Source organism: Marinobacter panjinensis, assembly GCF_005298175.1.
GTDB lineage: Bacteria > Pseudomonadota > Gammaproteobacteria > Pseudomonadales > Oleiphilaceae > Marinobacter > Marinobacter panjinensis.
The window spans coordinates 274,967-299,379 of record NZ_SZYH01000002.1; the positions used below are offsets into that span (position 1 = coordinate 274,967).

The following is a 24,413-nucleotide window of genomic DNA, read 5'->3' on the forward strand; positions in this document are numbered from 1 at the left end:
AATTGTCAAATTTTGTAAATCCGATTTCGGCGCACACCCGTAAGTTGCTTTTACGTACAGGTCAGGGACTGAATCTGTGCAGGTTCGAACCACATTTGCACATCTCAATGACTAATCTGCATTAAAGGAGCAGAACAATGACAAGTAAATACGCACTACCTGTAGCGGTCGCAGGCTCTATAGTGCTTGCGGGTTGTTTTGATAGTTCCAGCAGTTCCTCTGATCCTGCACCGATAACAACTCAGGTGCGTGTGATTCACGGTGTATCGGACGCCCCGGCAGTAAATGTGGGTATCGACGGCGACGTCGCTATTGCGGGAGCGGATTTCAAACAGGCTGCAATCCTTAACCCCGCTGTCGGGAGCTACTCCGTGACCGTGGACGGACTGCTTCCGGGGTCCGAAACGGTGACGGTTATCGGGCCAGCCGATCTGACATTTGAAGAGGGCATCAGTTACGACATCATTGCCTCCGGCAGTGTCGGTGCTGATACCGTTGCTCCCATACTTCTCTCGGACAACGGTGAACGCAGTAATCCGGATTCCGTGCGGCTCAGGGTGGCTCACCTGTCGCCAGCCGCCCAGCAGGCCGCTGGCGGGGCCGTCGATGTCTACCTGACACCAGCCTCGGCGGGAGATGCACTCCCGGCTGATCCCAATTTCAGCTTTTCCTTCGGAGATGACGTAGGCCCCCTGGAAGTGGGTGCCGATACCTATCGCATCCGTGTCACGCCGGAGAACAGTGACGTGGTCGTTTACGATAGTGGGGGTGTGCCACTGGCGTCCGGAGCGGATCTGTTGATTGGTGCAGTCGACAATACTGTGTTCGGTGATTCACCGGTCAGCCTTCTTGTGGTTGACGGCGGGGAAACTCTCGAGCTCCTGGACGTGGATACCGGCGCTGGCCTGCGTGCAGCGCACAATTCCTCCGATGCCGGTGAAGTGGATGTGTATCTGAACACCGAACCGGACGGAACATCCGCCGCCGTTACGGCACTGGCGTTCGGTGAAACGGTCCCCTCGGTTGCGTCAACGGGCTCTTACGTGGGCCTGGATGTGGGTGATAACCGGTTGGCTATAACCGCAACTGGCGGCACTGACGCGGTAATCGACGAAACCATCGATTTTGCCAACGGGCAGTTGCTGACCATCCTGGCAGCAGGGTCAATCAACACAGAGATAGAGCCGCTGGTGTTCCCGGATGACAATCGTCGCATCGCGACCGCGGCCAAACTGAGGGTCATCCACGGTGCTGTGGAAGCACCAGTTGTCGACGTGTATCTGTTGCCAACGGTGGACACCGGTGCCGGGGATACAATGATCGGAAACGCAGAGCCCGCCTTACCGGATTTCGCATACGGGAAGTCTTCAGGATACCTGCAGGTCGCCGCGGACGATTACGTAGTCGTCATTACCGACACGGATGGTAATGAGTTGTTTAAGTCCGGCAGCCTGACGCTGGAAGCCGGGGGGGTATATGGTGCAGTGGCCCGTCTCAATCCCGAACCGGCCAGCACGGCAACGGTTACATTGCTGGACGACTTTGTTCAGGCGCAAAACTGATCCAGTGAGGAGGAACAACGTATATCTACCCAGTATCGTTTTAAAGCGTTGAGTCTCTGCATTGGTGAAGTGCTTTGCCCCGGCTTTCCAGCCGGGGCATTTTTATGGCTAACTATTAAATGAACGATTGCCGTTACCGCGAATCGATATTGCCTTCCTCGTCGGAGATAACAATCTCCACCCGGCGGTTTTGCTGCCGCCCGCCAGACGTATCATTACTCGCTACCGGGAACTCTTCGCCAAACCCCTTGGTTTCTACCCGATCACGACTGATACCCATGCTGACCAGGGCATCACGGACTGATTCCGCCCGGCGCTCAGACAGTTCCTGGTTGTAGGAAGCCGCGCCGGTACTGTCGGTATAGCCTTCTACGCGTACCCGGCGATCCTCGTATTCCCGCATGAACTCGGCCAGTCGCTCAACGGTTGCTTCACCGGAGGATTTCAGTTCGGCCCGGTTGAGGTCGAACAGTACATCACCAAGAGTCAGAACCATCCCGCGGTCTGTTTGCTCGGCTTGCATGGCTTCCATTTGCAGGCGAAGCTCTTCCGCTTCCCGTCTGGCTTCCGCTGCTTTATCGGAGCTCATCTGTAGCTCCAGCTTCCTGCGCCGTTCCTCCGCGGAACTGATCTGTTCCTGCAATTCTGCGCGCCTTCCCTGTTCGGCGGCAATTTGTGCGTGCCGATTGGCAAGGTAGGCTGCATGCTCAATCTCGACAATATCCGCGTCACCTTCCAGCAGCGATTCCGCACGGGACAACTGGTCCCTGGCCTCCCTCAACTGACGATCGCCGCTGCGGGCCACGTTCGGGTCGTTCCTGATTTCCTCGTAGGCAGCCCTTGCTTCCTCGATTTGCTCGTTGTTCTGGGGCGTACCGGCACAGCCGGCCATCAGGACAGAAAAGCTCACTGCCATGCCCAAAGTCATGTTGCGCTTGTTCATAACAATCTCCTGTTTCCGCTGAGGCCTTACTGGCGTTCTTCGATTCGTTGGCGAAGAGCTTCAATATTGGTATTGATCTCTTCCACCGCCTGCTGTGCCTTCGCGGTGTCCGAGCGTGCCCCGGCCAGTTGGGCATCAACGGTAGCTTTCTCCAGAAGGCGGGTTGCCTCCATATATTTTTCCGCTTCGATCAGTTCTTCCGCGTCGGCCACCCTGTTCTGCGCCTGGTTCAACAGTACTGGCTCGAAGTCTCTGGCATCTGATGAAACTGCCTGCTGGATGGCTGACTCGGCAGATTGCAATTGCCCATCCGGCCGCTCTACAGAACTGGCACAGCCACCCACAACGACAGCAATGCCAATAATGCCGGCAGCGCCTAACATCGAAGTATGCTTGTTCATGCACTATCTCCTTCCAGTGAAGGGCGAGGACTGTTTGTCTCGCCCGAACTCAAGTAGACACCGCTTTAAACGGAACACCCTTATTCAGGGACCACGTTCTCCAATCGGAGTGCCTTCTCCCGCTACGCTTAAGACTAGCAGGTGGTTCAGATCCCGACATGACGGTATGGAAATAAACTCCGGCTGTTCATCTTTCTGGTCTTTTTTTCCAGTTCTTTCGGTCGCGGTTGTTGGCAGGGCCACAACCGCAGGGGGGGGGGAGTATTTGACTCGAGCTGTTTACGCCGTAGGCTCAGCGAATCTCGGTGCCACTGGTCGGCGCCTGGGATAGCGTGGTCCCGGTCGGCGGGCGGTGATGAAGGGAGTAGATAATCCGGTCCAGTACCGCCTGACCGTTCCAGGCCGGGTCATTGTTGACCATGCCGACAACCGCCCAGGTGGTGTTGGTATCGTCCCGCGTGAAGCCGGCAATAGAACGAACGTTTTCCAGATAACCGGTCTTGATGCGCCCTTTGCCGTCAAGGCCGGTGTTTCTGAGCCTCCTGGCCATGGTGCCGTCCATTGCAATCAGCGGCATGGAGGCCATCAGGTCAGCTGAGTAATCGCTGTTCCAGGCGTGTTGGAGGATCTGGGCACCCTGGCGGGCAGTGATGCGACCGTGACGGGTCAGGCCCGCACCATTATCAATAACCATGCCTGCGGTATTGACGCCTTTGTCCTGAAGCCACTGATAGATGACGCGGATGCCGGCAACCCGGTCGTCTTCATCGTCATCCAGCCGGTACTCCGAGCCAATGGTCAGCAACAGCTGGCGGGCCATGACATTACTGCTCCACTTGTTGATGTCGCGCACCATGGTAACCAGGTCGGGCGAAGTGGTTTTCAGTAACAGTCGGGCGTCTTCCGGTGTGCTGGCCAGCAGGCTCTTGCCGCTGATCTCGATGCCCATATCCGTGAGCAGCGAGCGTATCAGCGAAGCGGTGTATTGCTCATGGGGCAGTACAGACAGATACGCGGTCGTGCGGCAACCCTGGGGTAGCTCACCCGTTACCCTGACGGTGACCCGGTGGTCGTCATGGAAGATGGGCTCCCAGTCAAAGTTTCTACGGGCGGGGCAGGGCCCTTCAGCCGCTGCGGTTACCCGGTTGTCGATCACAACATCGTTGAGTGAGGGCGCACTCCAGGCCTGGGTGCCGCGCTCGTCGGCCCGAACCTGGAAATGCACCAGGTTAAGGTTGGTGAGGTAGGGCGAGGGCTGAACCAGAAATGGCGCATGGGGATTGTTGCCGTTGTCGTCGAAGACAGGCAATCCCTCTGCCAGCTTGAACACGTCACCATCCAGAACAAGATTGCCATTGATGGCGCTGATACCCATGCCGCGAAGCTCACTCAGGGTGCTCCACAGGCGCTCGATGGTCAGCTTCGGGTCGCCGCCCAGGTCGACATAGAAGTTGCCGTTGAGCGTGTCGCCCACAAGCTCACCATCGGTATAGAAGTTGGTGTCCCAGTGATAGGTCGGCCCCAGGGTTTCCAGCGCTGCATAGGTGGTGACCAGCTTGAGAATGGAACCGGGGCTCATCAGCGCGTCGGCGTTGATATACTGCTCGATGCCGGGGCCGTTCAGGGGGATGGCCGCCATGCTCAGCGCGTGCTCGTCATTCAGGGACTGAAACGCGTAATCCCGCACCTGGCTGCTCCAGGTTTTCTTGGTGCTGGCGGCCGGGTCAGAAGCGAATGCAGTGCCAATTGAGAGTATGGCTGCCAGGGTGGAAACGAGCAGGCGCGGCACAGCTCTACCATGCTGGCAGCCCATTCCGTTGTGTGTCTTGTAACAATGGCTTCGTGCCGTCAGCAACATGGTGCAACGCTCGTTGATTCTCGATCTACTTACAATAGCCCAAAATTCAGGCTCATACTATGTGGAAAGGCTATACATGACGTTAAAAAATGCCAGTAGTGTCGTTGTTTATACTACCTTTTTGTTAAGGGATGTAAGTGCTCTATTTAATCAACAGGTTAGCAACCGGACATCGTGCAGCGTTACGATAGTCAGCAAGAACAAAACCTGAACCAGTGCGGGTACGTAGTGCAATTATGAGCGGTGCAATCATGAGCGCAACGGATACCGGAGGCTGAGGCATGGCAACACAATGGACCCGACGACAGTTCCTGGCCGCACTGGCGGCCACCGGCCTCTCACTTCGCATGCCGGTACTGATGGCAGCACCCGGCGAGGCAGCGATCACCCGGTCCATTCCCTCCTCCGGCGAGCGGTTGCCCGTGATTGGCATGGGTACCTGGCGCACGTTCAATGTGGGCGGGGACCAGCATCTGGTGAACGAGCGCACCGAGGTGTTGAAGGCGTTCTTTGAACGGGGCGGCACCCTGGTGGACTCGTCGCCCATGTACGGCTCGGCCGATGATGTCATGGGGGAAGCACTTGAGACCCTGAACGCCCATGACAAAGTGTTTGCTGCCAACAAGATCTGGACCCGGGATGGCGGTGCCACCCGGGAGCAGGACAGGGAAACCCGCGAAAAATGGGGCATCGGGCGCTTTGATCTGCAGCAGGTACACAATCTGTTGGCGTGGGAGGAACACCTGGACACCCTGAAGCAGATGAAGGCAGACGGGGATATCAGATATCTGGGTATCACCACCTCCCACGGCCGGCGCCACCGGGATCTTGCCCAAATCATGGAACAGCAACCCCTCGACTTTGTGCAACTGACCTACAATGTACTGGACCGGGAAGCGGAACAACGCCTGTTGCCGCTGGCAAGAGAGCGGGGCATTGCGGTCATTGTGAATCGCCCGTTCCAGGGCGGCAGCCTGTTCCGTCGCTTCCAGTCCGAGCCATTGCCCGGCTGGGCAGAGGAGGCTGGCTGTGGCAACTGGGCCGAGTTTTTCCTCAAGTTCATCGTGTCCCACCCGGCGGTCACCTGTGCCATTCCGGCGACAACCCGTGTGGAGCATATGGAAGAGAACATGGGCGCTTTGTACGGGACGCTTCCTGATCAACAACAGCGCCGGAAAATGGCCGATTACGTGGCGGGGTTATGACCGATGTGAATTGGTTGAGCTATTCACTGTCTGACTTTCTGATGTTCGGGCCGGAGGTGTTTCTCCGGCTCTTTGTTCGTATCAATCAGGATTTCTGGCCCTGGCAGGCCATTGCGGTTGCAATGATGCTGTTGATTGCCGGGTTGCTGGCGCGTGGTGACAGGCTGGCGAAACGGGGCACTCTGTTGCTGCTGGCGGCCGCCTGGATGTGGTGCGGTGCCGGGTTCCTGAGGGAGTATTACGGGCCCATCAATATACCAGCCGCCTGGTTTGGCTGGGCCTTTATTCTGCAAGCTGCGCTGTTAACCGTGGCGGCGCTGGTCTGGCCCTGGGATGGACGTTCTGCAGCGCCTGCGCGCCGATGGCAGGCGGGCATCGGCTGGTTGGTGATGGCGTCGCTGCTGCCATTGCTGGCAGTGGCGCAGTCCGGAAACTGGCAGGGCGTCGCCCTCTTCGGGATCACGCCAGACGTGACCGTTGCCGCCTCTCTACCCTGCCTGCTGCTGTTGCCCAGGCGGGTTCGCTGGCTGTTTCTGCTGCTGCCGTTGCTCTGGTGCCTGTTCAGTGCGGCAACCTTGTGGACGCTTGGCACACGGCTGATGTTTGTCCTTCCCGCTGCCACACTGGCGCTGACGATGGTTAGCTTCTGGTTCAGTCCCAGGCCGGCGCAAAGTCCGGGTTAGCGATTCGTTCACCACGGTCCAGCTTGTCGATCTGAGCGATTTCATCCGCACTGAGCGTGATTTCGAGCGCATCCAGGTTGGCTTTTTGGTGCTGGGGGCGCGTTGATGATGGAATCGGTACCACGCCCCGGGACACGACCCAGGCAATGGCAATCTGTGCCGCAGACGCATTGTGCTCCCGGCCGATGCGGATCAGGGTTTCATCTTCCATTACCTTACCCACGGCCAGCGGCATGTAGCCTGTCACAGTAATGCCCAGTTTCTGCGCATGCTCAACCACCTTGCGATTGGCCAGGAAAGGATGGACCTCAACCTGGTTGGTGAAGATGGCCGTGTCGCCCAGAATCTCTTTCGCCTGGTCCATCTGGGCGCAGGTGAAGTTGGATATGCCGATGTGTGACGTCAGCCCCTCCCGTTGTGCGTCTCGTAAGGCACCGAGGTAGTCCGCCATGGGCACTTCGTCGTTCGGTGACGGCCAGTGGATGAGGGTGAGATCCACGTGGTCTGTTTTCAGCCGCGCCAGGCTGTCGTGCAGGCTGTTGATCAGGTCACTCGGGCGAAGCTGGTCGTGCCAGATCTTGGTGGTCAGGAAAATCTCGCGACGGGGGATGCCGCTGGAGGTGATGCCATCGCCCACTTCAGACTCATTCCCATACATCTGGGCGGTATCGATATGCCGGTAACCCAGAGAAAGGGCGCTTTTAACCGCCTCACGCGCATCGTTACCTTTCAGGCGGAAGGTGCCCATACCGATTTTCGGAAGTGTGCTGAATGCCATAGTGTCCTCCTTTGCAAACGCTCTGACTTGTATGTGGTGCCCGCCCGCTGGTTCTTCAAGTGGCAGGTGGTTATCATAACGGCCGCGGGAAGATGGCGAGCCGACTAACGACTGAGGTCAAATAATGCTGACTGGGCAATGCCTTTGTGGCGATATCAAACTGGAATACGACGGGCCGTTGGGGCCCATAGCCCTGTGCCATTGCAGCCAGTGCCGGCGTGCCCATGGCAGTGCTTTTTCCGCCAGCGCGCCGATTCAGAAAATCCGTACCCGTTTTACCGCGGGTGAAGAGCTGGTCCGGGAATACGAATCCCGCCCGGGCAAGTACCGGGGTTTCTGCCCCCGCTGCGGCAGCCAGCTGTACAGCCGGGTTGATGCCATTCCCGGTATCCTGCGCCTGCGGGTCGGCATGATCAACGAGCCTTTGGGCAAAGGACCGGCATCACACGTTTATGTCGGTTCCAAGTCGGACTGGTTTGCCATCACGGACGATATTCCCCAGTACGACAAAACCGAAAGAAGCTATGATCCGAACTGACGCTCCGAACTGAGGGCACCGGATCATTCCGCGGGTACGATCCGGTAAACCTTGCCGTCGGAATGGTCTGTCAGTAACCAAAGGACGCCGTCAGGCCCCATCCGCACATCGCGGATACGTTCGCCCAGGTCTTCCAGCAAATCCTCTTCCTCTTTGACGTCCTCGTTTTCGATACTCAGGCGTACCAGCTTACGCATCTTCAGTGCGCCCACAAACAGATCGCCTTGCCATTCAGGAAACTGGTCCCCGGTGTAGAACGCCATGCCCGAGGGGGCAATGGACGGGTCCCAGTAATGCAGCGGGTCAGTCACGCCCTCCATGGTGGTCTTGTCGGTAATGGGCACCCCTGAATAATCGATGCCGTAAGTGACGTCCGGCCAGCCGTAGTTGTTACCGGCACGAATAATGTTGATCTCGTCGCCGCCCCTGGGCCCATGTTCGTGGCTCCAGATTTCACCAGTCTCCGGATGAATGGTCATGCCCTGGATATTGCGATTGCCGTAGGTAAAGAAGGTGTCGTTTACGGTGGGGTCGTCGGTGAACGGGTTGCCGGGAGCCGGCTCGCCGTCAGTGGTCAGGCGATGCACGCCACCGGCATCGTCATCCGTCGCCTGGGCACGGTTCATCTCGCCCCGGTCACCCACGGCCACGTACAGGTTGCCATCGCGGTCGAATTCCATGCGGCCAGCGAAGTGCCGCCCGGTGGTACCGCGGGGCAGGGCTTCGAAAATCACCTCTACATCCGCTAACCGGTTGCCATCCAGTTTTGCCCTTGCCACCCGAGTGGTCATGCCTTCGCGGCTTACCTTGTGGGCGTAGCTGAGAAACAGGATCTGGTTAGTCTCGAAATCCGGGTCCAGGATCACGTCCAGCAGGCCGCCCTGGCCAGAAACGACAAGTTCTGGCAGTCCGCTCACCGGTTCGTCTACCAGCGAGCCGTCACGGATGATTCTTAACCGTCCCTCACGCTCGGTAACCAGCATGGAGCCGTCCGGCAGAAACGCAAGGCTCCAGGGGTGTTCAAGATTCTGTGCCACGGTTTCCAGACGGAACTCCGCCTTATCGGAAGAAAAAATCTGTTCCGACGCCGCCGTCGCTGAAAGCATCACAAAGCTGAGGCCGAGGATCAGTCGTGTGCCAGTTCGCATGGGAACCTCCGTTTCTGTTGGCGCCGTTCAATCCTGACTGATATTTGAGGATAGCAGTTGGAGTGTGCTCCAACGAGGCGTCTTGTCTCGCAAGGGTATATAGGGCGACAAAAAATCAATGGATCAGTGTTTTGGTATTTCAAACGATAATGATTCGTATTAATATACGAGAATGAGATTTAAGCCCTGTAATAAACCCTGAAACGGAGAAAAAGATGTCCCGAATTCCGGAACCCCTGTTCCGCCGAAAGGCGCTGTTCACCGCAATCGTTTGTGCAAGCCTGCCGGCTTTCGCTTCGGCCCAGGACAACCAGCCCACAACACTCCAGGCACTGGATGTATCCGCAGAGCGTGTTCAGGTGTCCTCTGAATCCACCGGCAGTTACACCAGCGGGGCAACCACAACCTCCATGAAGATGGAGCTCGGCCACCGGGAAACACCGCAGGCAATAACCGTGGTGACGCGCGAGCAGATGGACGATTTTGCGCAAAACGATATCAACGATGTGCTGGAGGGAACCACCGGCGTGACCGTGGAATCCGTTGAGACAGATCGCACCTACTACACATCCCGCGGTTTCGATATCAACAACTTCCAGTACGATGGCGTCGGGCTGCCGGCGGTATACGACAACGTGCAGGGCGAACTGGATACGGCCTTCTTTGACAGGGTTGAGGTGGTGCGCGGTGCGAACGGCCTGATGGCCGGTTCCGGTAACCCGGCGGCAACCGTTAACTTCATCCGCAAACGCCCGACAGCACAGACCAATGCCTCTGTTGCGGTCACCGGGGGATCCTGGGGCAAGAAGCGCATTGTGGGGGATGTGTCGGGTGAGGTTTCGGAATCCGGGGCCGTGCGTGGCCGTGTGGTTGCCGGTTACGAGGACAAGGATTCCTACCTCGACCGCTACAGCAACGAAAAGCAGATGTTTTACGGCGTGCTTGAGGCAGACCTGACGGACACCACGCTGCTGACGCTGGGCCATTCCATACAGACCTCGGACACCGACAGCCCGCTTTGGGGCGCGTTGCCGCTGTTCTACACCGATGGCACCGCAACAGACTTCGCCCGATCAACCAGCACCGCTTCAGACTGGTCCTACTGGGACAACACCCAGCACAACAGTTTCGTGGAGCTGCAGCAGGAGCTGGCTGGCGGCTGGCGGGCCAAGGGCACCGTATTCCGGCTGGAGAATGACAGTGAATCAGAGTTGTTCTACCAATACGGCACGCCGGATCCGCAAACCGGTGACGGGTTGCTGGCCTATCCGAGTCAATACGATCTCAACGTAGAGCAGTTGGTGGTAGACGCTTATGCGACCGGCCCCTTCGATCTGGCAAATCGGACCCATGAGCTGGTGTTGGGAGCCACCTGGTCCCGCTCAGAAACGGTGGACGAGTCCCGCTATGGTCAGGGTATTGGTAACGCGCTGCCACCTCTGAATGAGTGGGATGGCAATTATCCGCGGCCCACGTTCGATAATGGTGTTGGCGGATCAGACTGGACGGATCGTGAAACCGCAACCTACGCTGCAGCCCGCTGGACCCTGACCGACAACCTGACAGCCATTACCGGTGTCCGTCTGACCTGGCTCGACAGTAAAGGCACCAGCTACGGCGCAGAGAAAACCACCAGTTACGATGCGATTGAAACGCCCTACGCCGGGCTGATCTACGATCTGAACGACAACCATTCCGTGTATGCCAGTTACACCGAAATCTTCACGCCGCAAACCGAGCTGGACATCAACCGGGATCGCCTGGACCCGATCGATGGCGTGAACTACGAGCTGGGCCTGAAGAGCGAATTCCTGAATGATCGGGTGAACACCACGGTCGCGCTTTTCCAGACGGAACAACAGAACGTGGCTGATGTTGCAGGCACCTTCGCGGGTACTCTGGACGCGTACTATCGCGGCATAGACGGACTTGAAAGCCAGGGTGTTGAGCTTGAGTTCGTGGGCGACGTAACCGACCGAATCCAGCTGTTCGCCGGCTACACCTATGTGGACATCGAAGATGCCGATGGCAACTCCGCCAAACCCTTTGTGCCGGAGCACCTGGCCCAGCTGCGGGGTACCTGGAAAGTGCCGGGCGTCGAAGGGCTTGAGCTGGGCAGCAAGGTACGCTGGCAGTCGTCCATCAGCCAGGATCAGGGTGTGGCCACCACCGGGCCGAACGCCGGAGCGAAGATCGTCACCGAACAGGAAAGCTATGCGGTGGTGGACATGATGGCCAGCTATGACTTTGCCCGTGACTGGAACGCCACGCTGAACGTGAACAACGTGACCGACGAGAAATACATCGAAAGTCTCAAAAAGTTTGGCACTTCTGCCCAGGGTTTCTATGGCGACCCGGCGAACGCCAGCCTGACAGTCTCCTGGGTCTACTGATCCGGAGGTAAAGAGAGGGCGGGAAATCACTCCCGCCCTCATTGATGACAAAAGGGAGGAAAAGGAATGACGCCCGAACAGGAAATGATTGAAGGATTAAAGCTGGCGGCAGGCGCTGGTATGGTTATCGGCGTGGTTGCCATTGGCCTGGCCCTGGGCTCGGCTATCGGGGTTTGATGGCTGGCTGAGAGCTGCCAGTCGCTCCTTCCGATAGACGCCACAGGTGCCGCAATAACCCCCCTCGGATAACAGATACTTCAGGCAACATCCCTTCCGCTGCGGAATGGCCGTGGTTTGCCCGCCAAACACCGCCGGAATCCAGTCGATGAACTGGTTGGCGTCATTGCGAAACTCCCCCAGCCAGCGCTGGGCCAGGTCACAGGTTTCAGCAGGCTCTGCCAGATTCCATACCGCCGAAAACGGCGCCCCCAACCCGAGCCCGATGCTGCTCCAGTAGGCTCCGGGGCTCACCCCCATCCGCTGCCTGAACACCGGGTACCAATCCCGTGTCAGCTTCCCGACCGAGCGGACAAAGCACTCCTCATCGACAGCAGGCACACCCGGGGCCTGGAACCAACGGGACGTCACCGGTTCCCCCTGCTCAACAGGAGCGAGAAAAATGCGCCGGGGATCGGGCAGGGGAGCCTGGCCATCCCGGAATAGCCGCAGGGTCAGTGGGGCAATCACGTTTAACGCGAGATCCTGCTGAAGCACGGAAACACGGGCCCGTATGGCGCGGGAATCGGAAGCTTCCGGGTAATCGGTCTGGACCTGGTCAGTCAGCAGTGTCGGCTGTTCCAGACACTGCGCCAGAGAAAACAGACCGGGGCGTTCGTCGGCAGAAGGTTGAAGTGCCTGGCCGAGGATGGACTCCCGGTCCAGCCCGGCGGATGCCAGGAGTCGGGCGTAACGTTCGGCCCATGTGCCTGACAGGCAGGCGTATTCAGGATCGGCCATGGCGGCTCAGCCCCCACAGGAAATAGATGCCGCCCACCAGCGCCGCCAGCAACCCGGCCGGCAACTGGCTGGGGAAGACAATAATCCGGGAAAGATAATCTGCCACGGCAAGCAGCAGGCCCCCGACCAGGGCCGCCACAATCATCTGCCGACCGACGGTTTGTTGCCCCAGCACCCTTGCCAGGTGCGGGGCGATCAGCCCCACAAAACTGAGGGGGCCAATGACCACAGTCGCGGCGGCGGTCAATACCGCAGCCAGTAGCAGCAGCAATAGCCGGGCACGGGATACCGAAAGCCCGAGAGACGCCGCAGCGGTATCGCCGAGGGGCAGAATGGTCAATGGGCGCACAATCAACAGCAGCAAGGTGCTGACCAGCACGACAAAGCCCAAGAGGCCGAAAGCCTCGCCTTCAGAAATCAGCCAGGTGGAGCCATACATCCAGTTCAGCAGTTGCGAGGCAACGGTGCCGCCAGAAGCCATCACCAGCCGCAGGCCGGCGTCCATGAACACATACAGGGCCAGACCACCGAGCAGAAGCTGATTCCCTGCAAACCGGTGTTTACGGGCGAGCAGAATCAGTAGCCAAAGAGCGCCCGCGGCGCCCAGTGTGGCCGCGCCAAGCTGGCCAATCCGGCTGACTTCGGCGCCCGTAAGCACAATCAACACCATCACCAAAGCGGCACCGCCACTGATGCCCAGCATCTCCGGGCTGCCCATGGGGTTGCCCGTCATCCTCTGAATCAGTGTGCCGGCCAGCCCCAGCGCCACTCCGGCAAGCATGGCTGCCAGCAGTCGGGGACCACGCCACACCCAGGCATCGCCCCATTGTGTTATTGATGTCCAGTGCCAGCCGTCCAGTCCCGGAGCCCAGCCCATGGAGACAACCACGGTGGTTACCAGCAGTGTGGTAACGATGCCGGTAACCAGAACGGGTGATCGGCGCCTGGGCAGAAAGCCGCCCGGGCCGGATTCCTGCCCAGGCATGTGATGGGTGTTCCTGAAACTCTGAAGCGCGAGCAGGATGACCGGGCCGCCAATGAGCGCGGTGGTGGTGCCTGTGGGCACCAGGGAACCGTTTCCCCAGGTGGACGCCCAGTGCGCCAGGGTGTCGGCCAGCAGTAACAGACCGCCCCCCATAAGGGTGCTCCAGAGCAGTTTGTTGCCCAGTGTGCGGGCTCCCAAGAGCCGGGCCAGAACTGGCGCGGCCAGGCCCACAAAGGCCACCACGCCAACCCGGCTGACAACCGTGGCCGTCATCAGCACCACCAGAAACAGCGCCAGTGCCCGTATAAGCCCGACTCTGGCGCCCAGGGCACTGGCGGAGGTCTGCCCCAGTTGCAGTAATTGCAGCGGCCGCGTCAGCAGCAACATCAGAATGGCGAGTACCAGTACCCGGGGCCAGAGCTCCATGAACGGCCCCCAGTTGTTCTGTACCAGCGAACCGGCGCCCCAGATAAACAGATTGCCCAGCCACTCCCCCTTGAGCAGCAGGAACGCCATGTTCATGGCTCCCAGGAAGAAGGTGATGACCAGGCCTGCCAGAATAACCGTGACCGGAGAGAATCCGAGCCGCCAGGTGAGCGCGATCACCATGCCGATGGCGAGCAGACCACCACCAATCGCTGCCAGGTCGGGACTGAATGCCAGCAGCCCGGGTGCAAACAGCGTGGCAACGGTGACGCCGAACTGGCCGCCGGCTTCCACACCAAGGGTGGTGGGGGAGGCCAGCGGGTTGCCCAGTACCTGCTGGGTAATGGCCCCGGCCAGCCCCAGCCCGCAGCCGATCAGGATGGCGATGGACACCCGGGGTGCCCAGCTGTAGTGGGCCAGAACCGAGGAATAGTTGTCAGGATCAAAGGTCCAGAACGCCGACACCAGCGCGCCGGCATCCAGTTCGCCCAACCAGGGGGCGGAACTGGCAATCAGCGCGCCGACCCACAGAATAACTGCCGCCACCGGCAGTTTTGCGGGAATGACCGGGCGCGACGCGGGCAGGCCGGAGGCGTCAGCGTACATTGTCGGAGCCTCCTTCCAGCAGGGCATCTGTCAGCATGGTTGCCAGCCGTTTTACCGAAAACACACCGCCGAATGGCCACACGGCGTCTATCCGGTAAACCTCGTTACGCCTGACCGGGGCCAGGTAGGTCCAGAAAGGGCTGTTGGCCAATGTGTCGGCAAGCCCGGGCAAAATCGGGGAGATCACCACAATGCGACTGTTCTGGTAAGGGGCGATGGCTTCCAGCCCGACAACCGAGAATCCCCAGAAGTTGCCCTGCAGGGGCCAGGCGTTTTCAAGCCCGAGGGCCGTCAGGGTGGTCTGGTACAGGCTGTTGGGCGCGTAAACGCGCACATGTCGGTCATCCACGAAATTCACCAGGGCCACCGGTTTGCCGGTCATGCCTGCGTCTTCCAGGCGTTGGCGCTGGGTTCCCAGGGTCTGTTCGAGGTCTTTCAGAATGGCATTGGCCCGGTCTTCACGGCCGAGCATGTCAGCGAGTGTGGTCAGCATTTCGCTGGCCTTCTCGAAGGGCCGATTGCCTTCCCTGTACACGCTGATCACGTAGGTCGGTGCAATCCGTTCAAGCAGGCTGGAGGCAGGCGCCATTTCCGAACTGGTGACGATCAGGTCCGGTTTCAGTTCCGCGATGGCTTCCAGGCTTGGCGCCACGCGGGTGCCAATATTGTGAACACTGGCTGGAAGCGCAGGCTCATTCACCCATACATCGTAGCCATCCCGGTCGGCCACGCCCACCGGTGTTACGCCAAGCAACAGCAGAGCTTCGGTGGCAGCCCAGTTAAGGGTAACAATGCGCTTAGGGGTGTCATCCAGGGTGATGGTGCCGTACTCGTGTTGCCAGGTTTCAGCGCTGGCCGGTAACGAGAGCAAGCCGATGAACAGCAGTGCCAAAAAGGCTCTGGCGGAATACTTAATGGACATAGGAAACCCACTGCCCCGGCGCACGCTCCATCACGCCCATGGGGACACCGTAGATGGTTTCCAGTATCCCTGAATCCATGATCTCCCGCGGGCTGCCGTCTGCAATCAGTTGCCCGGTTTTGAGCGCTACCAGGCGGTCGCAGAAGCGGGCGGCCAGGTCCACATCGTGCAGAACCACGATTACGGTCAGCTCCCTTTGCTCGGCCAGGCGATGCACCAGGCGCAGGGTTTCCACCTGGTGTTTCACATCCAGCGCCGAGATGGGCTCATCAAGCAGCAGGCAGCGGGTTTGCTGGGCCAGCAGCATGGCAATCCATGCCCGCTGGCGTTCGCCTCCGGAGAGCGTGTCCACAGAGCGATGCTGGAAGCGGTTAAGCCCGGTGTCTGCAATAGCCTGCTCGATCAACTGACGGTCTTCGTTGTTGTAGCGGCCCAGTGGCCCGCGCCAGGGATAGCGGCCCAGAGCGACGAGTTCCCTTACTGTGAGGCCGTCGGTGCCCGGCGGATGCTGGGGCAGGTAGCCCACCGTACGCGCAAATTCCCGAGCGCCGGTAGTGTGGAAGGAAGTGCCCAGCAGGCTGACGTCGCCGGCAGTGTGGGATATTTGCCGGGCCAGAACCTTGAGCAGAGTCGACTTGCCGGAGCCGTTATGCCCGAGCAAAGCGGTAACCTCGCCTTCCCGGAAGTCGATGTTGATGTTCCGGAGAATGGAGGTGTCGCCGATGTTCACATCCAGGCGGGATACTTCGAAGAACGCAGACATGCAGGCTCCAATGATTCTGAAGGCCTGCAGCATAATCTAAATGCGAATTACTATCAATAATGTTATGTGTTTCTTGATAGCGGGTGCCAGGCACTATGCCTGGCCGGTTTGTACCCGCCACTGGGCGGTATAGGCGCCGTTGCTTTCCAGCAGATCCTCGTGCTGGCCGGACTCCACAATCCGACCTCCGTCCACTACCGCAATAGTATCTGCATCCACAATGGTGGACAGGCGGTGAGCGATCATGATCACCGTGCGGTTATGGCCGATGCGCTTTAGCGAGCGCTGGATGGCGGCCTCGGTTTCATTGTCGACGGCGCTGGTGGCTTCGTCGAGAACGAGGATGGGGGGATCTTTCAGCAACGCCCGGGCAAGGGACAGGCGCTGGCGCTGTCCGCCGGACAGCCTCACGCCCCGTTCTCCCACGGCGGTGGACAACCCCTCTGGCAGCGCTTCAATGAAAGACCAGGCTTCAGCGGTTTTTGCCGCCTCAATGATCTGTTCGTCGCTGGCGCCCGGGAATCCGTAGGCGAGGTTGTCGCGGATGCTGCCTTCGAACAGGTAAACATCCTGGCTCACCAGCCCGATGGCTTCCCGCAGGGATTTAATGCTGACGGACTGGATGGGCTGCCCGTCGATGCGAATCTGGCCGCCCGTCGGATCGTAAAAACGCAGCAGCAGCTTGATCAGTGTCGACTTGCCGGAGCCGGTAGCGCCCACAAGCGCCAGGGTGTTTCCGGCCGGTACCTGTACGGAAATATTGTCGATACCGGCACCACTGGACGGATAGTGAAAGCTTACTTCCTCGAAGCTGACTTCACCCTTTACCGGTTGCTCCAGGGTTTTGCGGGCGTCGTCTTTCACATGCACCGGCTCGGCCAGCAGGTCGAGAATGCGGCGGGTACTGGCCATGGCCCGTTCAAACAGGTCGATCACTTCCGCAAGGCCGGTCAGGGGCCAGAGCAGGCGCTGGGTCAGGAACACCAATACCCCGTAAGCGCCGACATTCAGGTTGCCTTTCAGCGCCATCATGCCGCCGACGGTAAAGGTGGCCAGGAATCCCGCAAGAATCGCCATGCGGATAACCGGAATAAAGGCCGAACTGATACGAATGGCCCTGCGGTTGGCCTCCACATACGCCTCGCTGCTGGCCTTCAGGCGCTCGGCCTCGCGCTTTTCAGCGGTAAAGCTCTTGATGGTGGCAATGCCTCCCAGGTTGTTGGCCAGTCGGCTGGAAAGGTCGCCCACCTTCTCCCGAACGTCCGCATACAGTGGTCCGGCCTTGCGCTGGAAGTAAAACGCGCCCCAGACGATCAGCGGAATCGGTGTGAATGCCAGCAGTGCAATCAGTGGAGACAGCACAAAGAACACCGCACCCACGGCAACAACGGTCACCACCACCTGGATCATGGCGTTGGCGCCGCCATCCAGGAAGCGCTCAAGCTGGTTGACGTCATCGTTCATGGTGGCCACAAGCTGGCCGGAGCTGCGGGCTTCAAAGAAGCTCATGTCCAGTTTCTGGGCGTGCTCGTAGGCATCCTGCCGCAGGTCGGACTGCAGGCGCTGGGCCAGGTTGCGCCAGAGGATCTGGTACAGGTATTCGAAGATGGATTCGCCGGCCCAGATGAAGAAGGTGAGGACGGCCAGAATGGTGATCTGTTCCTGGGCGGTTTCAAACCCCAGGCCCGCCACAAAGCTCTCTTCCTGATTGACCACCACATCAATGGCAACACCAATCAGGATTTCCGGGGCAATATCGAACAGCTTGTTGATCACGGAGCAGGTGGCTGCGGCGATGATCTTGCGGCGATAGCCTCTGGCATAACGCAGAAGGCGCCCGAGCGCTGCGAAACTGCTGGTGGTCTTGTGGGAAGGCTCGCTCATGATTCGCTCCGCTTGCGCCAGAAAAGCGGCAAGGGTAGCGGATTTCTCAGGGTTTTAAAACAGAATCATTATCACTTGCGGTTGTTCCGTTGCAGCCAGCGGTCCAGCTTGTCCGCAAATTCCTTGCGGTCGGTCTGGCCTAACGGTGGCGGTCCGCCGGTGACCTGGCCGGCGTTTCGCATCTCTTCCATGAAGTTGCGCATGGCCAGGCGCTGGCGGATATTTTCTTTGGTAAAGGCCTGGCCGCGCGGGTTGAATACGTCCGCGCCTTTCTCGATGGCTTCGGCGGCCAGGGGGATGTCCTGGGTGATAACCAGGTCACCCTGGTGCATCTGGTCCATAATTTCGTTGTCGGCCACATCAAAACCCTGGGGCACCTGCCGGCGTTTGATGTAAGGGCTCGGGGGCAGGTTAATGGCGTGGTTGGCAATGAACGTTGTTTCAACCTGCCAGCGGGTGGCGGCGCGGCAGAGGATTTCCCGAATGGGGACGGGGCAGGCGTCGGCGTCGACCCAGATTGGCATGGATGGTTCCTTTGTTGGTTCGGTTCTGTGCGGAGTTTACCTTTTGTTGATGTGAGCCTGGTAGGGTGGGCTCGCGTATCTCTCTACATTGTTTCGGGGAGGTGTTGATTATGATCAGCCGGTTGTTGTTATCGGGTTTGTTGAGTTTTGTCTTCTGCTTTAACGCATTCGCCGCTGATGCCAACGCAGAGGCCTGGGAGGCTCTTCGAGAGGGCCGGGCGGTTTTGATGCTGCGGCATGCCCTGGCGCCGGGTACCGGGGACCCGGCCAATTTCAGAGTGGACGACTGCTCCACACAGCGTAATCTGAACGACACTGGCCGTGAACAGGCGAGGGCCTGGAAGCCTTTGTTGGCGGAGCATGGTATTGATCAGGCGCGGATGTTCAGCAGTCAGTGGTGCCGTTGTCTGGAGACGGCGCGCGAAATGAACGTGGGGCCGGTGGAGGAGATGAAATCGCTGAATTCGTTTTTCCGCAACCGCGGTGACGGGCAGATGCAGACCGAGCAGACGATTGCGATTGTGAACGAGCTGGAACCCGGGCCGCCGGTGGTGCTGGTGTCGCACCAGGTGAACGTGACGGCGCTGACGGATGTGTACCCCTCATCTAACGAGGGAGTGGTGATTGCACTGCCGCTGTCCGAAAACCCGACCATACTGGCGAGGGTCTCGCCTTGAGGTCAGGTAAATGTCGAAGTGTGTCAGGAGGATTAAATGAGCGAACGGCCTTTGCAGTCCTTGCCGCCAGTACTGGCCGGGCCGATTCTCAGGCACACCACTTTTGACAGGCTCACCCTCTGGCTGGTGGGGTCCTGTTCGCTGGCCCTGCGGTTGCGCCTTTATCGGGAGGATGCCAGCAAGCCGTGGATGGATCGGGAGCTTTCCGAAAACGAAGTCACCCGGATACGCTTCGGGGATCATGCCTGGCTGCATTTGATCGATGTTGAGCCCGACGATGCGCTGCCGGTGAACACCCGCATCGGGTACGACCTGGGTGTATCCGGCGCTCTGTCGCCTGAGAATGGCGATGGTAAAGAATCCTGGATCGAGCAATGGGCGCCACACCTTTGCATGCCGGGATCCAGCCGGCCCGATTTTGTCATTAAAGAGCGGTTGGACCGCCTGGCCCATGGCTCATGCCGGCGGCCTCATTCCTCGGCGGCCGACGGGTTGGTGAGGGTGGACCAGACGCTACTGGAAGCCCGGTCTGACATTGCCAAACGACCCGCTTTGATGCTGATGACCGGCGACCAGATCTACGCCGACGATGTCGCAGGCCCCATGCTTCGGGCCATACACAGCCTGATCGATTGCCTGGGCCTGTACGATGAAGTGCTCACCGGGAGCTCGGTCAGTGATAGCAAGGCATTGCGGGAGAACCCGGACACCTACTTTCACCGGGAAAAGTTGCTGCCGGATATTCGCAGCAACGAGGCGCTGGTAGAGCGTTTCTTTGGCGGCGTCAGGAAGCCGGTATTCACCACCGCCAGCGCCCACAACCACCTGATCTCCTTTAACGAAGTCATGGCCATGTACCTGTTGGTCTGGTCGCCCGTGTGTTGGCACCTGGTCACCATGGACCGACCGGCACTGTCCTCGGTAGACGCAGGGGTCTACCAGCAGCAGCAAGCCGCTATCGACGAATTCGTGGCCGGATTGCCCCGCGCGTCACGGGCATTGGCGCATCTTCCAACCTACATGATCTTCGATGATCACGACGTGACGGACGACTGGAATCTGTCTGCCCTGTGGGAAGCTACAACCTACGAACACCCGTTCTCCCGTCGCATCGTGGGCAATGCCCTGGTCGCCTACCTGCTTTGCCAGGGGTGGGGCAATAACCCCGATGCCTTTGACGACATCATGCCGGCTATCCGGTCGCTGGCGTCATCGGCGGAGCAGGGCGCTGTGTTTGATCAGGCGCTGCAGGACCAATTGATTAATCAACTGCTGCAGTTCGAAAACTGGCACTACAATCTGCAGACCTCACCGCGCATTGTGGTGCTGGATACCCGTACCCGTCGCTGGCGCAGTGAGCTAAACCGCGCCAGACCCTCTGGTCTGCTCGACTGGGAAGCCCTGAGCGAATTCCAGCAGGACATCATGGGCGAAAAGGCCGTGATTGTGGTGTCTCCCGCGCCCATGTTCGGTGTGAAGTTGATTGAAGTGATCCAGAGCGTGTTCACCTTCTTTGGCAAGCCACTGGTGGTGGACGCAGAAAACTGGATGGCCCATCGGGGTGCCGCCAGTGTGCTGCTGAACATCTTCCGCCACTCGCGTACCCCGGAAACCTTCGTGATCCTCTCTGGCGACGTTCACTACTCCTTCGCCTACGACGTGCGCCTTCGCCACCGGCCGGACCGGCCGAGAATCTGGCAGATCACCAGTAGCGGCATCAAGAACGAATTCCCCCACACCCTCATGGAGTGGCTGGACCGCATCAACCGCTGGCTCTACGCGCCCTGGTCACCACTGAACTGGTTCACCAAGCGTCGGCGCATGCGGGTAACACCCCGGGAACCCGAGGGCCGAGATGCGGGCGAAAGACTCTGGAATAACGCCGGAATCGGCATCGTTGAACTGGATGAGGAAGGTGCGCCCACAAACATCACACAACTGAATTCACGCTCCGGCGGAACTCAGTTCCTGAAGCCTGAACGCCAGGATGACGACTAGGCAGGGGCTGTTCTCTGGTATTATCGTGACCTTAATCCCTTGCTCAGGAAATCTCTGATGTCTCAGTTACCTCCGTGCCCTCAATGCCAATCCGAATACACCTACGAAGATGGCGTTCAGCTCGTGTGCCCCGAATGCGGGCATGAATGGAGCGAAGCGGAAGCCGCCGTTGCCGAAGCCGGTGCAGTGATTCGTGACGCCAACGGCAATGAACTTCAGGATGGTGATACGGTCTCTGTGATCAAGGATCTGAAGGTCAAAGGCTCCAGCTCCGTGGTAAAGGTTGGCACCAGGGTAAAGAATATCCGCCTGGTAGAGGGCGACCACGATATCGACTGCAAGATCGACGGCATTGGTGCCATGAAACTGAAATCCGAGTTCGTCAAAAAAGCCTGATTCGGAACGTTCATCGCGGGCTGTATGGAGAGATTGAATGGCCGATCACGATAAAGAAGTAACACCTGCCCAGTCACGACCTGATAATCGGCACGAACTGCATCAGGAGCTTCCGATTGATTTCCCTGATCCTTTTTTCCGCGGTCTGCACCGGGTCATTCGCTTTGCGATCCGGGTGCTCGCGGTACTGATGGTCGCGGTTATTCTCTGGGGCGTTGGCGATGTTATTTACATCATCTACGACAGACTGATCACGCCACCTTTCCTGCTGTTGAATATCAACGATATTTTCTACACCTTCGGTGCCTTCATGGCGGTGCTGATTGCGGTGGAAATCTTTATTAATATACGGCTCTACCTGGGCACCAACGTCTTTCCAGTGCAACTGGTGGTCGCCACGGCGCTTATGGCCATTGCCCGGAAAGTCATTGTGCTGGATTTCGAAACACTGGCGCCCATGTACCTGCTCGGTATTGCCGCGACCACATTGGCGCTGGGTGTCACCTACTGGCTGTTAAGGCAGGGCAATCAGTATCACGACTGGGATGACTGATCGCCCTGTGTTCGAAGGGTGACTGGCTAAACGCCCGCTGCAACCTGGACCTGTTTCTCCAGCTCCCTGGCAAGGGCTGGCTCCAGCGTCAGGGCATTTGCCAGCTGGTCCAGCCATGCCCGCTCCATGGGGTTCTGATCGTCGATCATCACCGCACTGACGATATAGATTTCCCGGCTCGCCTGGGGTGAGTCCGCGCTCCGGGCCAGGGCGTTGGCGTCCAGCGGGGCGTCGAACTGCTGCTGAATCCAGGCGTGCAGTTCGTCATCGGGCCCGAGCTTTTCGATCTCCTGGGTAAGCAGCGCTCGCTCGTTGGCGTCGACATGCCCGTCAGCCCGTGCCGCCATAATCATGGCCTGGAGTATTTCCAGGCCACGCTGATCCTGGGCACTGCCTTGCAGCTGTTCCAGTGGTTGGCCTTGCCGGGCGTTGTCGGCCACCGGGCCAGAGGATTGCGCCTGGTAGTTCTGGTAGGCCTTCCACGCCAGCACACCAACGCCAGCCAGGGCGCCGTATTTCAGAGCCTTCCCGCCCATGTTTCGACCCCGTTTCGACCCCAGCATAAGCCCGACAGCACCACCACCGAGCAGACTCTTGACGTCGATGCCGCCGGAGCCTGAACCTCCGGACCCGCCGCCACCGAACTGCGATGCGAGATTGCCCACCATGCGGTTTATATCGGTACCTCCTCCTGTGCCTGGCTGGCTTCCGGATGCCTGGTTCATCAACTGCTTGAGAATGTTCATCGCGTTCATGTATTCACTCCTGAATTGCGCCTATGGCTAAGCTGGTCATTTGGTTGAGGCATTTCTGTATCCGCTGGTATGACCGTGGCGTTCAGATTTGGTGCCCGAATGCCGATATAACATTGGATGCAAAATTGACGGTGAGGCTTGTCATCAGCGGCGGCGAAAGTGACACTGTATTCGTTTTGCCAACCTGTTGATGACAAACCTATAAAGCGAGGCTCCATGAAAACACTCACCGCGCTGACCGCAAACGTGCTGTTCGGGCTCACCCTTCTTGCGGGCATGCTTTCCACCCCCGCACTGGCCCACGAATACACCGAAGGCACCATCACCATCGACCACCCCTGGAGCCGCCCCACACCCCCGGGCGTACCCATGGGCGTTGGCTATATGGCCATCACCAACCATGGTGACAGCGACATCACCTTCAGCAGCGCCACCACCCCCAGAGCAGAAAAAGTCTCCATCCACGAAAGCACGATGAAAGACGGCACCATGAGCATGCGCCCGTTAAAAGACGGGCTGCCGATTCCCGCCGGCGAAACCGTGGAACTCAAGCCCCACGGCTACCACCTGATGCTTGAAAAGCTGAAAGGCCCCTTGAAAGAAGGCGAGAGCGTTCCCCTGACACTAACATTCGAGGGCGCGGCGGACATGAACGTTGAATTAAACGTTGAGCCGCTGGATGGAGGCATGCAGAAGAAAGACAACGGAATGGACCATTCCGGGCACTGAAAGCTGCTGGCTGGAGTTATACGAACAGGGGCGTATAACTCCAGAGCTCCTGCCCCATGCAATTGAATCTACAGGTTTATTTATCGAAGGAACCGGGGTTATACGAACGGAGGGCGCTGGAATTATACGAATGCGTTCGCAAAACGCCATTTTTGCCAGGTTGAGTGCAGCGCTTAAGATTTTGAACTATATTGGTTTTTTTGGACACGGGTTGGTCGGGCGTTTGGAGTTATACGAACGTGGGATAGGCGCCCGGAGTTATACGAACGGGTTCGTATAATACGCTGTTAAGTGTCAAAGGATTGATCGATGAAAGGTGAATGTCTCTGCGGAACAGTGAAATTCGAGATTGAAGAGGAAATTCGAAACCTCTATCAATGTCACTGTTCGTTGTGCCGCAAAGCTACCGGAGCCGCAGCTAATGCCGCGACTTTTGTGCAGGGTAGCGCTTTTCGTTGGGTGTCAGGCGAGAGTCAAATCAGGTCTTACAAAAAGCCCAGCGGCTTCCGAAGCGATTTCTGTTCCGTATGCGGTAGTCCGGCTCCTAACAGCCTGAGGGGCAGCGGAATGGTTTGGATTCCTGCCGGTTTACTCGATGAATTGGTTGCATCGCGGATTTCTGCCCACCTCCATACAAAGTCCGCTGCACCCTGGGAACAAGAGTCTGCAGAGTGCATTCGGCTGGACGGTGGGCCTGACAGCCTGGAATCACTTAACAAATTGTTGTAG

23 protein-coding genes are annotated in these 24,413 nt (G+C 58.8%); 11 read left to right on the forward strand and 12 right to left on the reverse strand.

What is annotated here, in order from left to right; translation table 11 throughout:
* Positions 1–137 precede the first annotated feature (137 nt).
* Positions 138–1,562, forward strand: coding sequence for a DUF4397 domain-containing protein (locus FDP08_RS17565; RefSeq protein ID WP_137437588.1), 1,425 nt, complete (start codon positions 138–140; stop codon positions 1,560–1,562).
* 133 nt (positions 1,563–1,695) lie between these two features.
* Here FDP08_RS17565 and FDP08_RS17570 read toward each other — a convergent pair whose 3' ends face one another.
* The 3 genes from FDP08_RS17570 to dacB form a co-directional block, all read right to left on the reverse strand.
* Positions 1,696–2,505, reverse strand: coding sequence for an OmpA family protein (locus FDP08_RS17570; RefSeq protein WP_137437589.1), 810 nt, complete (start codon positions 2,503–2,505; stop codon positions 1,696–1,698).
* Between the two features lie 26 nt (positions 2,506–2,531).
* A complete protein-coding gene (locus FDP08_RS17575; RefSeq protein ID WP_137437590.1) occupies positions 2,532–2,906 on the reverse strand; it encodes a DUF4398 domain-containing protein in 375 nt (124 codons plus the stop codon).
* Positions 2,907–3,198: 292 nt separating this feature from the next.
* Positions 3,199–4,719, reverse strand: coding sequence for a D-alanyl-D-alanine carboxypeptidase/D-alanyl-D-alanine endopeptidase (gene dacB, locus FDP08_RS17580; protein ID WP_427901861.1), 1,521 nt, complete (start codon positions 4,717–4,719; stop codon positions 3,199–3,201).
* Between the two features lie 326 nt (positions 4,720–5,045).
* Here dacB and FDP08_RS17585 point away from each other — a divergent pair, with 326 nt between their 5' ends.
* Complete coding sequence (locus FDP08_RS17585; protein ID WP_137437592.1) at positions 5,046–5,969, forward strand: aldo/keto reductase; 924 nt, start codon at positions 5,046–5,048, stop codon at positions 5,967–5,969.
* Positions 5,966–6,652 carry a DUF6064 family protein gene (locus FDP08_RS17590; protein WP_137437593.1) on the forward strand — a complete coding sequence of 229 codons (687 nt, stop codon included), beginning with the start codon at positions 5,966–5,968 and terminating at the stop codon, positions 6,650–6,652. The genes FDP08_RS17585 and FDP08_RS17590 overlap by 4 nt, the downstream gene beginning before the upstream one ends.
* Here FDP08_RS17590 and dkgB read toward each other — a convergent pair.
* Positions 6,621–7,430: a 2,5-didehydrogluconate reductase DkgB gene (gene dkgB, locus FDP08_RS17595; RefSeq protein ID WP_137437594.1), complete on the reverse strand. Its 810-nt coding sequence runs from the start codon at positions 7,428–7,430 to the stop codon at positions 6,621–6,623. The genes FDP08_RS17590 and dkgB overlap by 32 nt on opposite strands.
* A 124-nt stretch (positions 7,431–7,554) precedes the next feature.
* Here dkgB and FDP08_RS17600 point away from each other — a divergent pair, with 124 nt between their 5' ends.
* Entirely contained in the window at positions 7,555–7,968 is a 414-nt protein-coding gene (locus FDP08_RS17600; protein ID WP_137437595.1) for a GFA family protein, read from the forward strand.
* Positions 7,969–7,991: 23 nt separating this feature from the next.
* Here FDP08_RS17600 and FDP08_RS17605 read toward each other — a convergent pair whose 3' ends face one another.
* Positions 7,992–9,074 (reverse strand): PQQ-dependent sugar dehydrogenase, encoded by a 1,083-nt coding sequence (locus FDP08_RS17605; protein ID WP_170979103.1) that lies wholly within the window; start codon positions 9,072–9,074, stop codon positions 7,992–7,994.
* A 257-nt stretch (positions 9,075–9,331) separates the two neighbouring features.
* Here FDP08_RS17605 and FDP08_RS17610 point away from each other — a divergent pair, with 257 nt between their 5' ends.
* Positions 9,332–11,509, forward strand: coding sequence for a TonB-dependent siderophore receptor (locus FDP08_RS17610; protein ID WP_137437597.1), 2,178 nt, complete (start codon positions 9,332–9,334; stop codon positions 11,507–11,509).
* Between the two features lie 96 nt (positions 11,510–11,605).
* On the opposite strand, the gene FDP08_RS17615 is transcribed toward FDP08_RS17610, so the two are convergent.
* From FDP08_RS17615 to FDP08_RS17640, 6 genes are all read right to left on the reverse strand, one after another.
* The gene (locus FDP08_RS17615; protein ID WP_137437598.1) at positions 11,606–12,466 is read right to left on the reverse strand and encodes a (2Fe-2S)-binding protein; all 861 of its coding nucleotides are present in this window, start codon (positions 12,464–12,466) and stop codon (positions 11,606–11,608) included.
* Positions 12,453–14,483: a Fe(3+)-hydroxamate ABC transporter permease FhuB gene (fhuB, locus tag FDP08_RS17620; protein ID WP_137437599.1), complete on the reverse strand. Its 2,031-nt coding sequence runs from the start codon at positions 14,481–14,483 to the stop codon at positions 12,453–12,455. The genes FDP08_RS17615 and fhuB overlap by 14 nt, the downstream gene beginning before the upstream one ends.
* Complete coding sequence (locus FDP08_RS17625; protein ID WP_137437600.1) at positions 14,473–15,405, reverse strand: ABC transporter substrate-binding protein; 933 nt, start codon at positions 15,403–15,405, stop codon at positions 14,473–14,475. Before FDP08_RS17625 ends, fhuB begins: the two co-directional genes overlap by 11 nt.
* Positions 15,395–16,168: an ABC transporter ATP-binding protein gene (locus FDP08_RS17630; RefSeq protein ID WP_137437601.1), complete on the reverse strand. Its 774-nt coding sequence runs from the start codon at positions 16,166–16,168 to the stop codon at positions 15,395–15,397. Before FDP08_RS17630 ends, FDP08_RS17625 begins: the two co-directional genes overlap by 11 nt.
* Before the next feature lie 93 nt (positions 16,169–16,261).
* Positions 16,262–18,052 carry an ABC transporter ATP-binding protein gene (locus FDP08_RS17635; RefSeq protein WP_137437602.1) on the reverse strand — a complete coding sequence of 597 codons (1,791 nt, stop codon included), beginning with the start codon at positions 18,050–18,052 and terminating at the stop codon, positions 16,262–16,264.
* Between the two features lie 71 nt (positions 18,053–18,123).
* Positions 18,124–18,576, reverse strand: coding sequence for a YaiI/YqxD family protein (locus FDP08_RS17640; protein ID WP_137437603.1), 453 nt, complete (start codon positions 18,574–18,576; stop codon positions 18,124–18,126).
* 110 nt (positions 18,577–18,686) lie between these two features.
* Here FDP08_RS17640 and FDP08_RS17645 point away from each other — a divergent pair, with 110 nt between their 5' ends.
* The 4 genes from FDP08_RS17645 to FDP08_RS17660 are packed head-to-tail and all read left to right on the forward strand — an operon-like array spanning position 18,687 to position 22,200.
* A complete protein-coding gene (locus tag FDP08_RS17645) occupies positions 18,687–19,253 on the forward strand; it encodes a histidine phosphatase family protein (protein ID WP_137437604.1) in 567 nt (188 codons plus the stop codon).
* Between the two features lie 36 nt (positions 19,254–19,289).
* A complete protein-coding gene (locus tag FDP08_RS17650) occupies positions 19,290–21,251 on the forward strand; it encodes an alkaline phosphatase D family protein (protein ID WP_137437605.1) in 1,962 nt (653 codons plus the stop codon).
* Between the two features lie 57 nt (positions 21,252–21,308).
* Entirely contained in the window at positions 21,309–21,647 is a 339-nt protein-coding gene (locus FDP08_RS17655; RefSeq protein WP_137437606.1) for a zinc ribbon domain-containing protein YjdM, read from the forward strand.
* Between the two features lie 37 nt (positions 21,648–21,684).
* The gene (locus FDP08_RS17660; RefSeq protein ID WP_137437607.1) at positions 21,685–22,200 is read left to right on the forward strand and encodes a phosphate-starvation-inducible PsiE family protein; all 516 of its coding nucleotides are present in this window, start codon (positions 21,685–21,687) and stop codon (positions 22,198–22,200) included.
* Positions 22,201–22,226: 26 nt separating this feature from the next.
* Here the strand turns inward: FDP08_RS17660 and FDP08_RS17665 are convergent, their stop codons facing one another.
* On the reverse strand, positions 22,227–22,955 hold the full coding sequence (locus FDP08_RS17665; RefSeq protein WP_137437608.1) for a tellurite resistance TerB family protein: 729 nt from the start codon (positions 22,953–22,955) through the stop codon (positions 22,227–22,229).
* A 216-nt stretch (positions 22,956–23,171) separates the two neighbouring features.
* On the opposite strand from FDP08_RS17665, the gene FDP08_RS17670 reads away from it, so the two are divergent.
* Together FDP08_RS17670 and FDP08_RS20725 are read left to right on the forward strand one after the other, a co-directional pair.
* The gene (locus FDP08_RS17670) at positions 23,172–23,684 is read left to right on the forward strand and encodes a copper chaperone PCu(A)C (RefSeq protein ID WP_170979090.1); all 513 of its coding nucleotides are present in this window, start codon (positions 23,172–23,174) and stop codon (positions 23,682–23,684) included.
* A gap of 309 nt (positions 23,685–23,993) precedes the next feature.
* Positions 23,994–24,413 carry a GFA family protein gene (locus tag FDP08_RS20725; protein WP_137437609.1) on the forward strand — a complete coding sequence of 140 codons (420 nt, stop codon included), beginning with the start codon at positions 23,994–23,996 and terminating at the stop codon, positions 24,411–24,413.

Bases quoted from the DNA above. Each gene is read 5' to 3' on its own strand.
- fhuB (WP_137437599.1), bottom strand. From the start codon at position 14,483: ATGTACGCTGACGCCTCCGGCCTGCCCGCGTCGCGCCCGGTCATTCCC.
- FDP08_RS17645 (WP_137437604.1), top strand. From the start codon at position 18,687: ATGATCAGCCGGTTGTTGTTATCGGGTTTGTTGAGTTTTGTCTTCTGC.
- FDP08_RS17585 (WP_137437592.1), top strand. From the start codon at position 5,046: ATGGCAACACAATGGACCCGACGACAGTTCCTGGCCGCACTGGCGGCC.
- FDP08_RS17565 (WP_137437588.1), top strand. From the start codon at position 138: ATGACAAGTAAATACGCACTACCTGTAGCGGTCGCAGGCTCTATAGTG.
- FDP08_RS17650 (WP_137437605.1), top strand. From the start codon at position 19,290: ATGAGCGAACGGCCTTTGCAGTCCTTGCCGCCAGTACTGGCCGGGCCG.
- FDP08_RS17575 (WP_137437590.1), bottom strand. From the start codon at position 2,906: ATGAACAAGCATACTTCGATGTTAGGCGCTGCCGGCATTATTGGCATT.
- FDP08_RS17665 (WP_137437608.1), bottom strand. From the start codon at position 22,955: ATGAACGCGATGAACATTCTCAAGCAGTTGATGAACCAGGCATCCGGA.
- FDP08_RS17590 (WP_137437593.1), top strand. From the start codon at position 5,966: ATGACCGATGTGAATTGGTTGAGCTATTCACTGTCTGACTTTCTGATG.
- FDP08_RS17635 (WP_137437602.1), bottom strand. From the start codon at position 18,052: ATGAGCGAGCCTTCCCACAAGACCACCAGCAGTTTCGCAGCGCTCGGG.
- FDP08_RS17630 (WP_137437601.1), bottom strand. From the start codon at position 16,168: ATGTCTGCGTTCTTCGAAGTATCCCGCCTGGATGTGAACATCGGCGAC.
- dkgB (WP_137437594.1), bottom strand. From the start codon at position 7,430: ATGGCATTCAGCACACTTCCGAAAATCGGTATGGGCACCTTCCGCCTG.
- FDP08_RS17625 (WP_137437600.1), bottom strand. From the start codon at position 15,405: ATGTCCATTAAGTATTCCGCCAGAGCCTTTTTGGCACTGCTGTTCATC.
- FDP08_RS17605 (WP_170979103.1), bottom strand. From the start codon at position 9,074: ATGCTTTCAGCGACGGCGGCGTCGGAACAGATTTTTTCTTCCGATAAG.
- FDP08_RS17570 (WP_137437589.1), bottom strand. From the start codon at position 2,505: ATGAACAAGCGCAACATGACTTTGGGCATGGCAGTGAGCTTTTCTGTC.
- FDP08_RS20725 (WP_137437609.1), top strand. From the start codon at position 23,994: ATGAAAGGTGAATGTCTCTGCGGAACAGTGAAATTCGAGATTGAAGAG.
- FDP08_RS17610 (WP_137437597.1), top strand. From the start codon at position 9,332: ATGTCCCGAATTCCGGAACCCCTGTTCCGCCGAAAGGCGCTGTTCACC.
- FDP08_RS17600 (WP_137437595.1), top strand. From the start codon at position 7,555: ATGCTGACTGGGCAATGCCTTTGTGGCGATATCAAACTGGAATACGAC.
- FDP08_RS17615 (WP_137437598.1), bottom strand. From the start codon at position 12,466: ATGGCCGATCCTGAATACGCCTGCCTGTCAGGCACATGGGCCGAACGT.
- FDP08_RS17670 (WP_170979090.1), top strand. From the start codon at position 23,172: ATGAAAACACTCACCGCGCTGACCGCAAACGTGCTGTTCGGGCTCACC.
- dacB (WP_427901861.1), bottom strand. From the start codon at position 4,719: ATGGGCTGCCAGCATGGTAGAGCTGTGCCGCGCCTGCTCGTTTCCACC.
- FDP08_RS17655 (WP_137437606.1), top strand. From the start codon at position 21,309: ATGTCTCAGTTACCTCCGTGCCCTCAATGCCAATCCGAATACACCTAC.
- FDP08_RS17660 (WP_137437607.1), top strand. From the start codon at position 21,685: ATGGCCGATCACGATAAAGAAGTAACACCTGCCCAGTCACGACCTGAT.
- FDP08_RS17640 (WP_137437603.1), bottom strand. From the start codon at position 18,576: ATGCCAATCTGGGTCGACGCCGACGCCTGCCCCGTCCCCATTCGGGAA.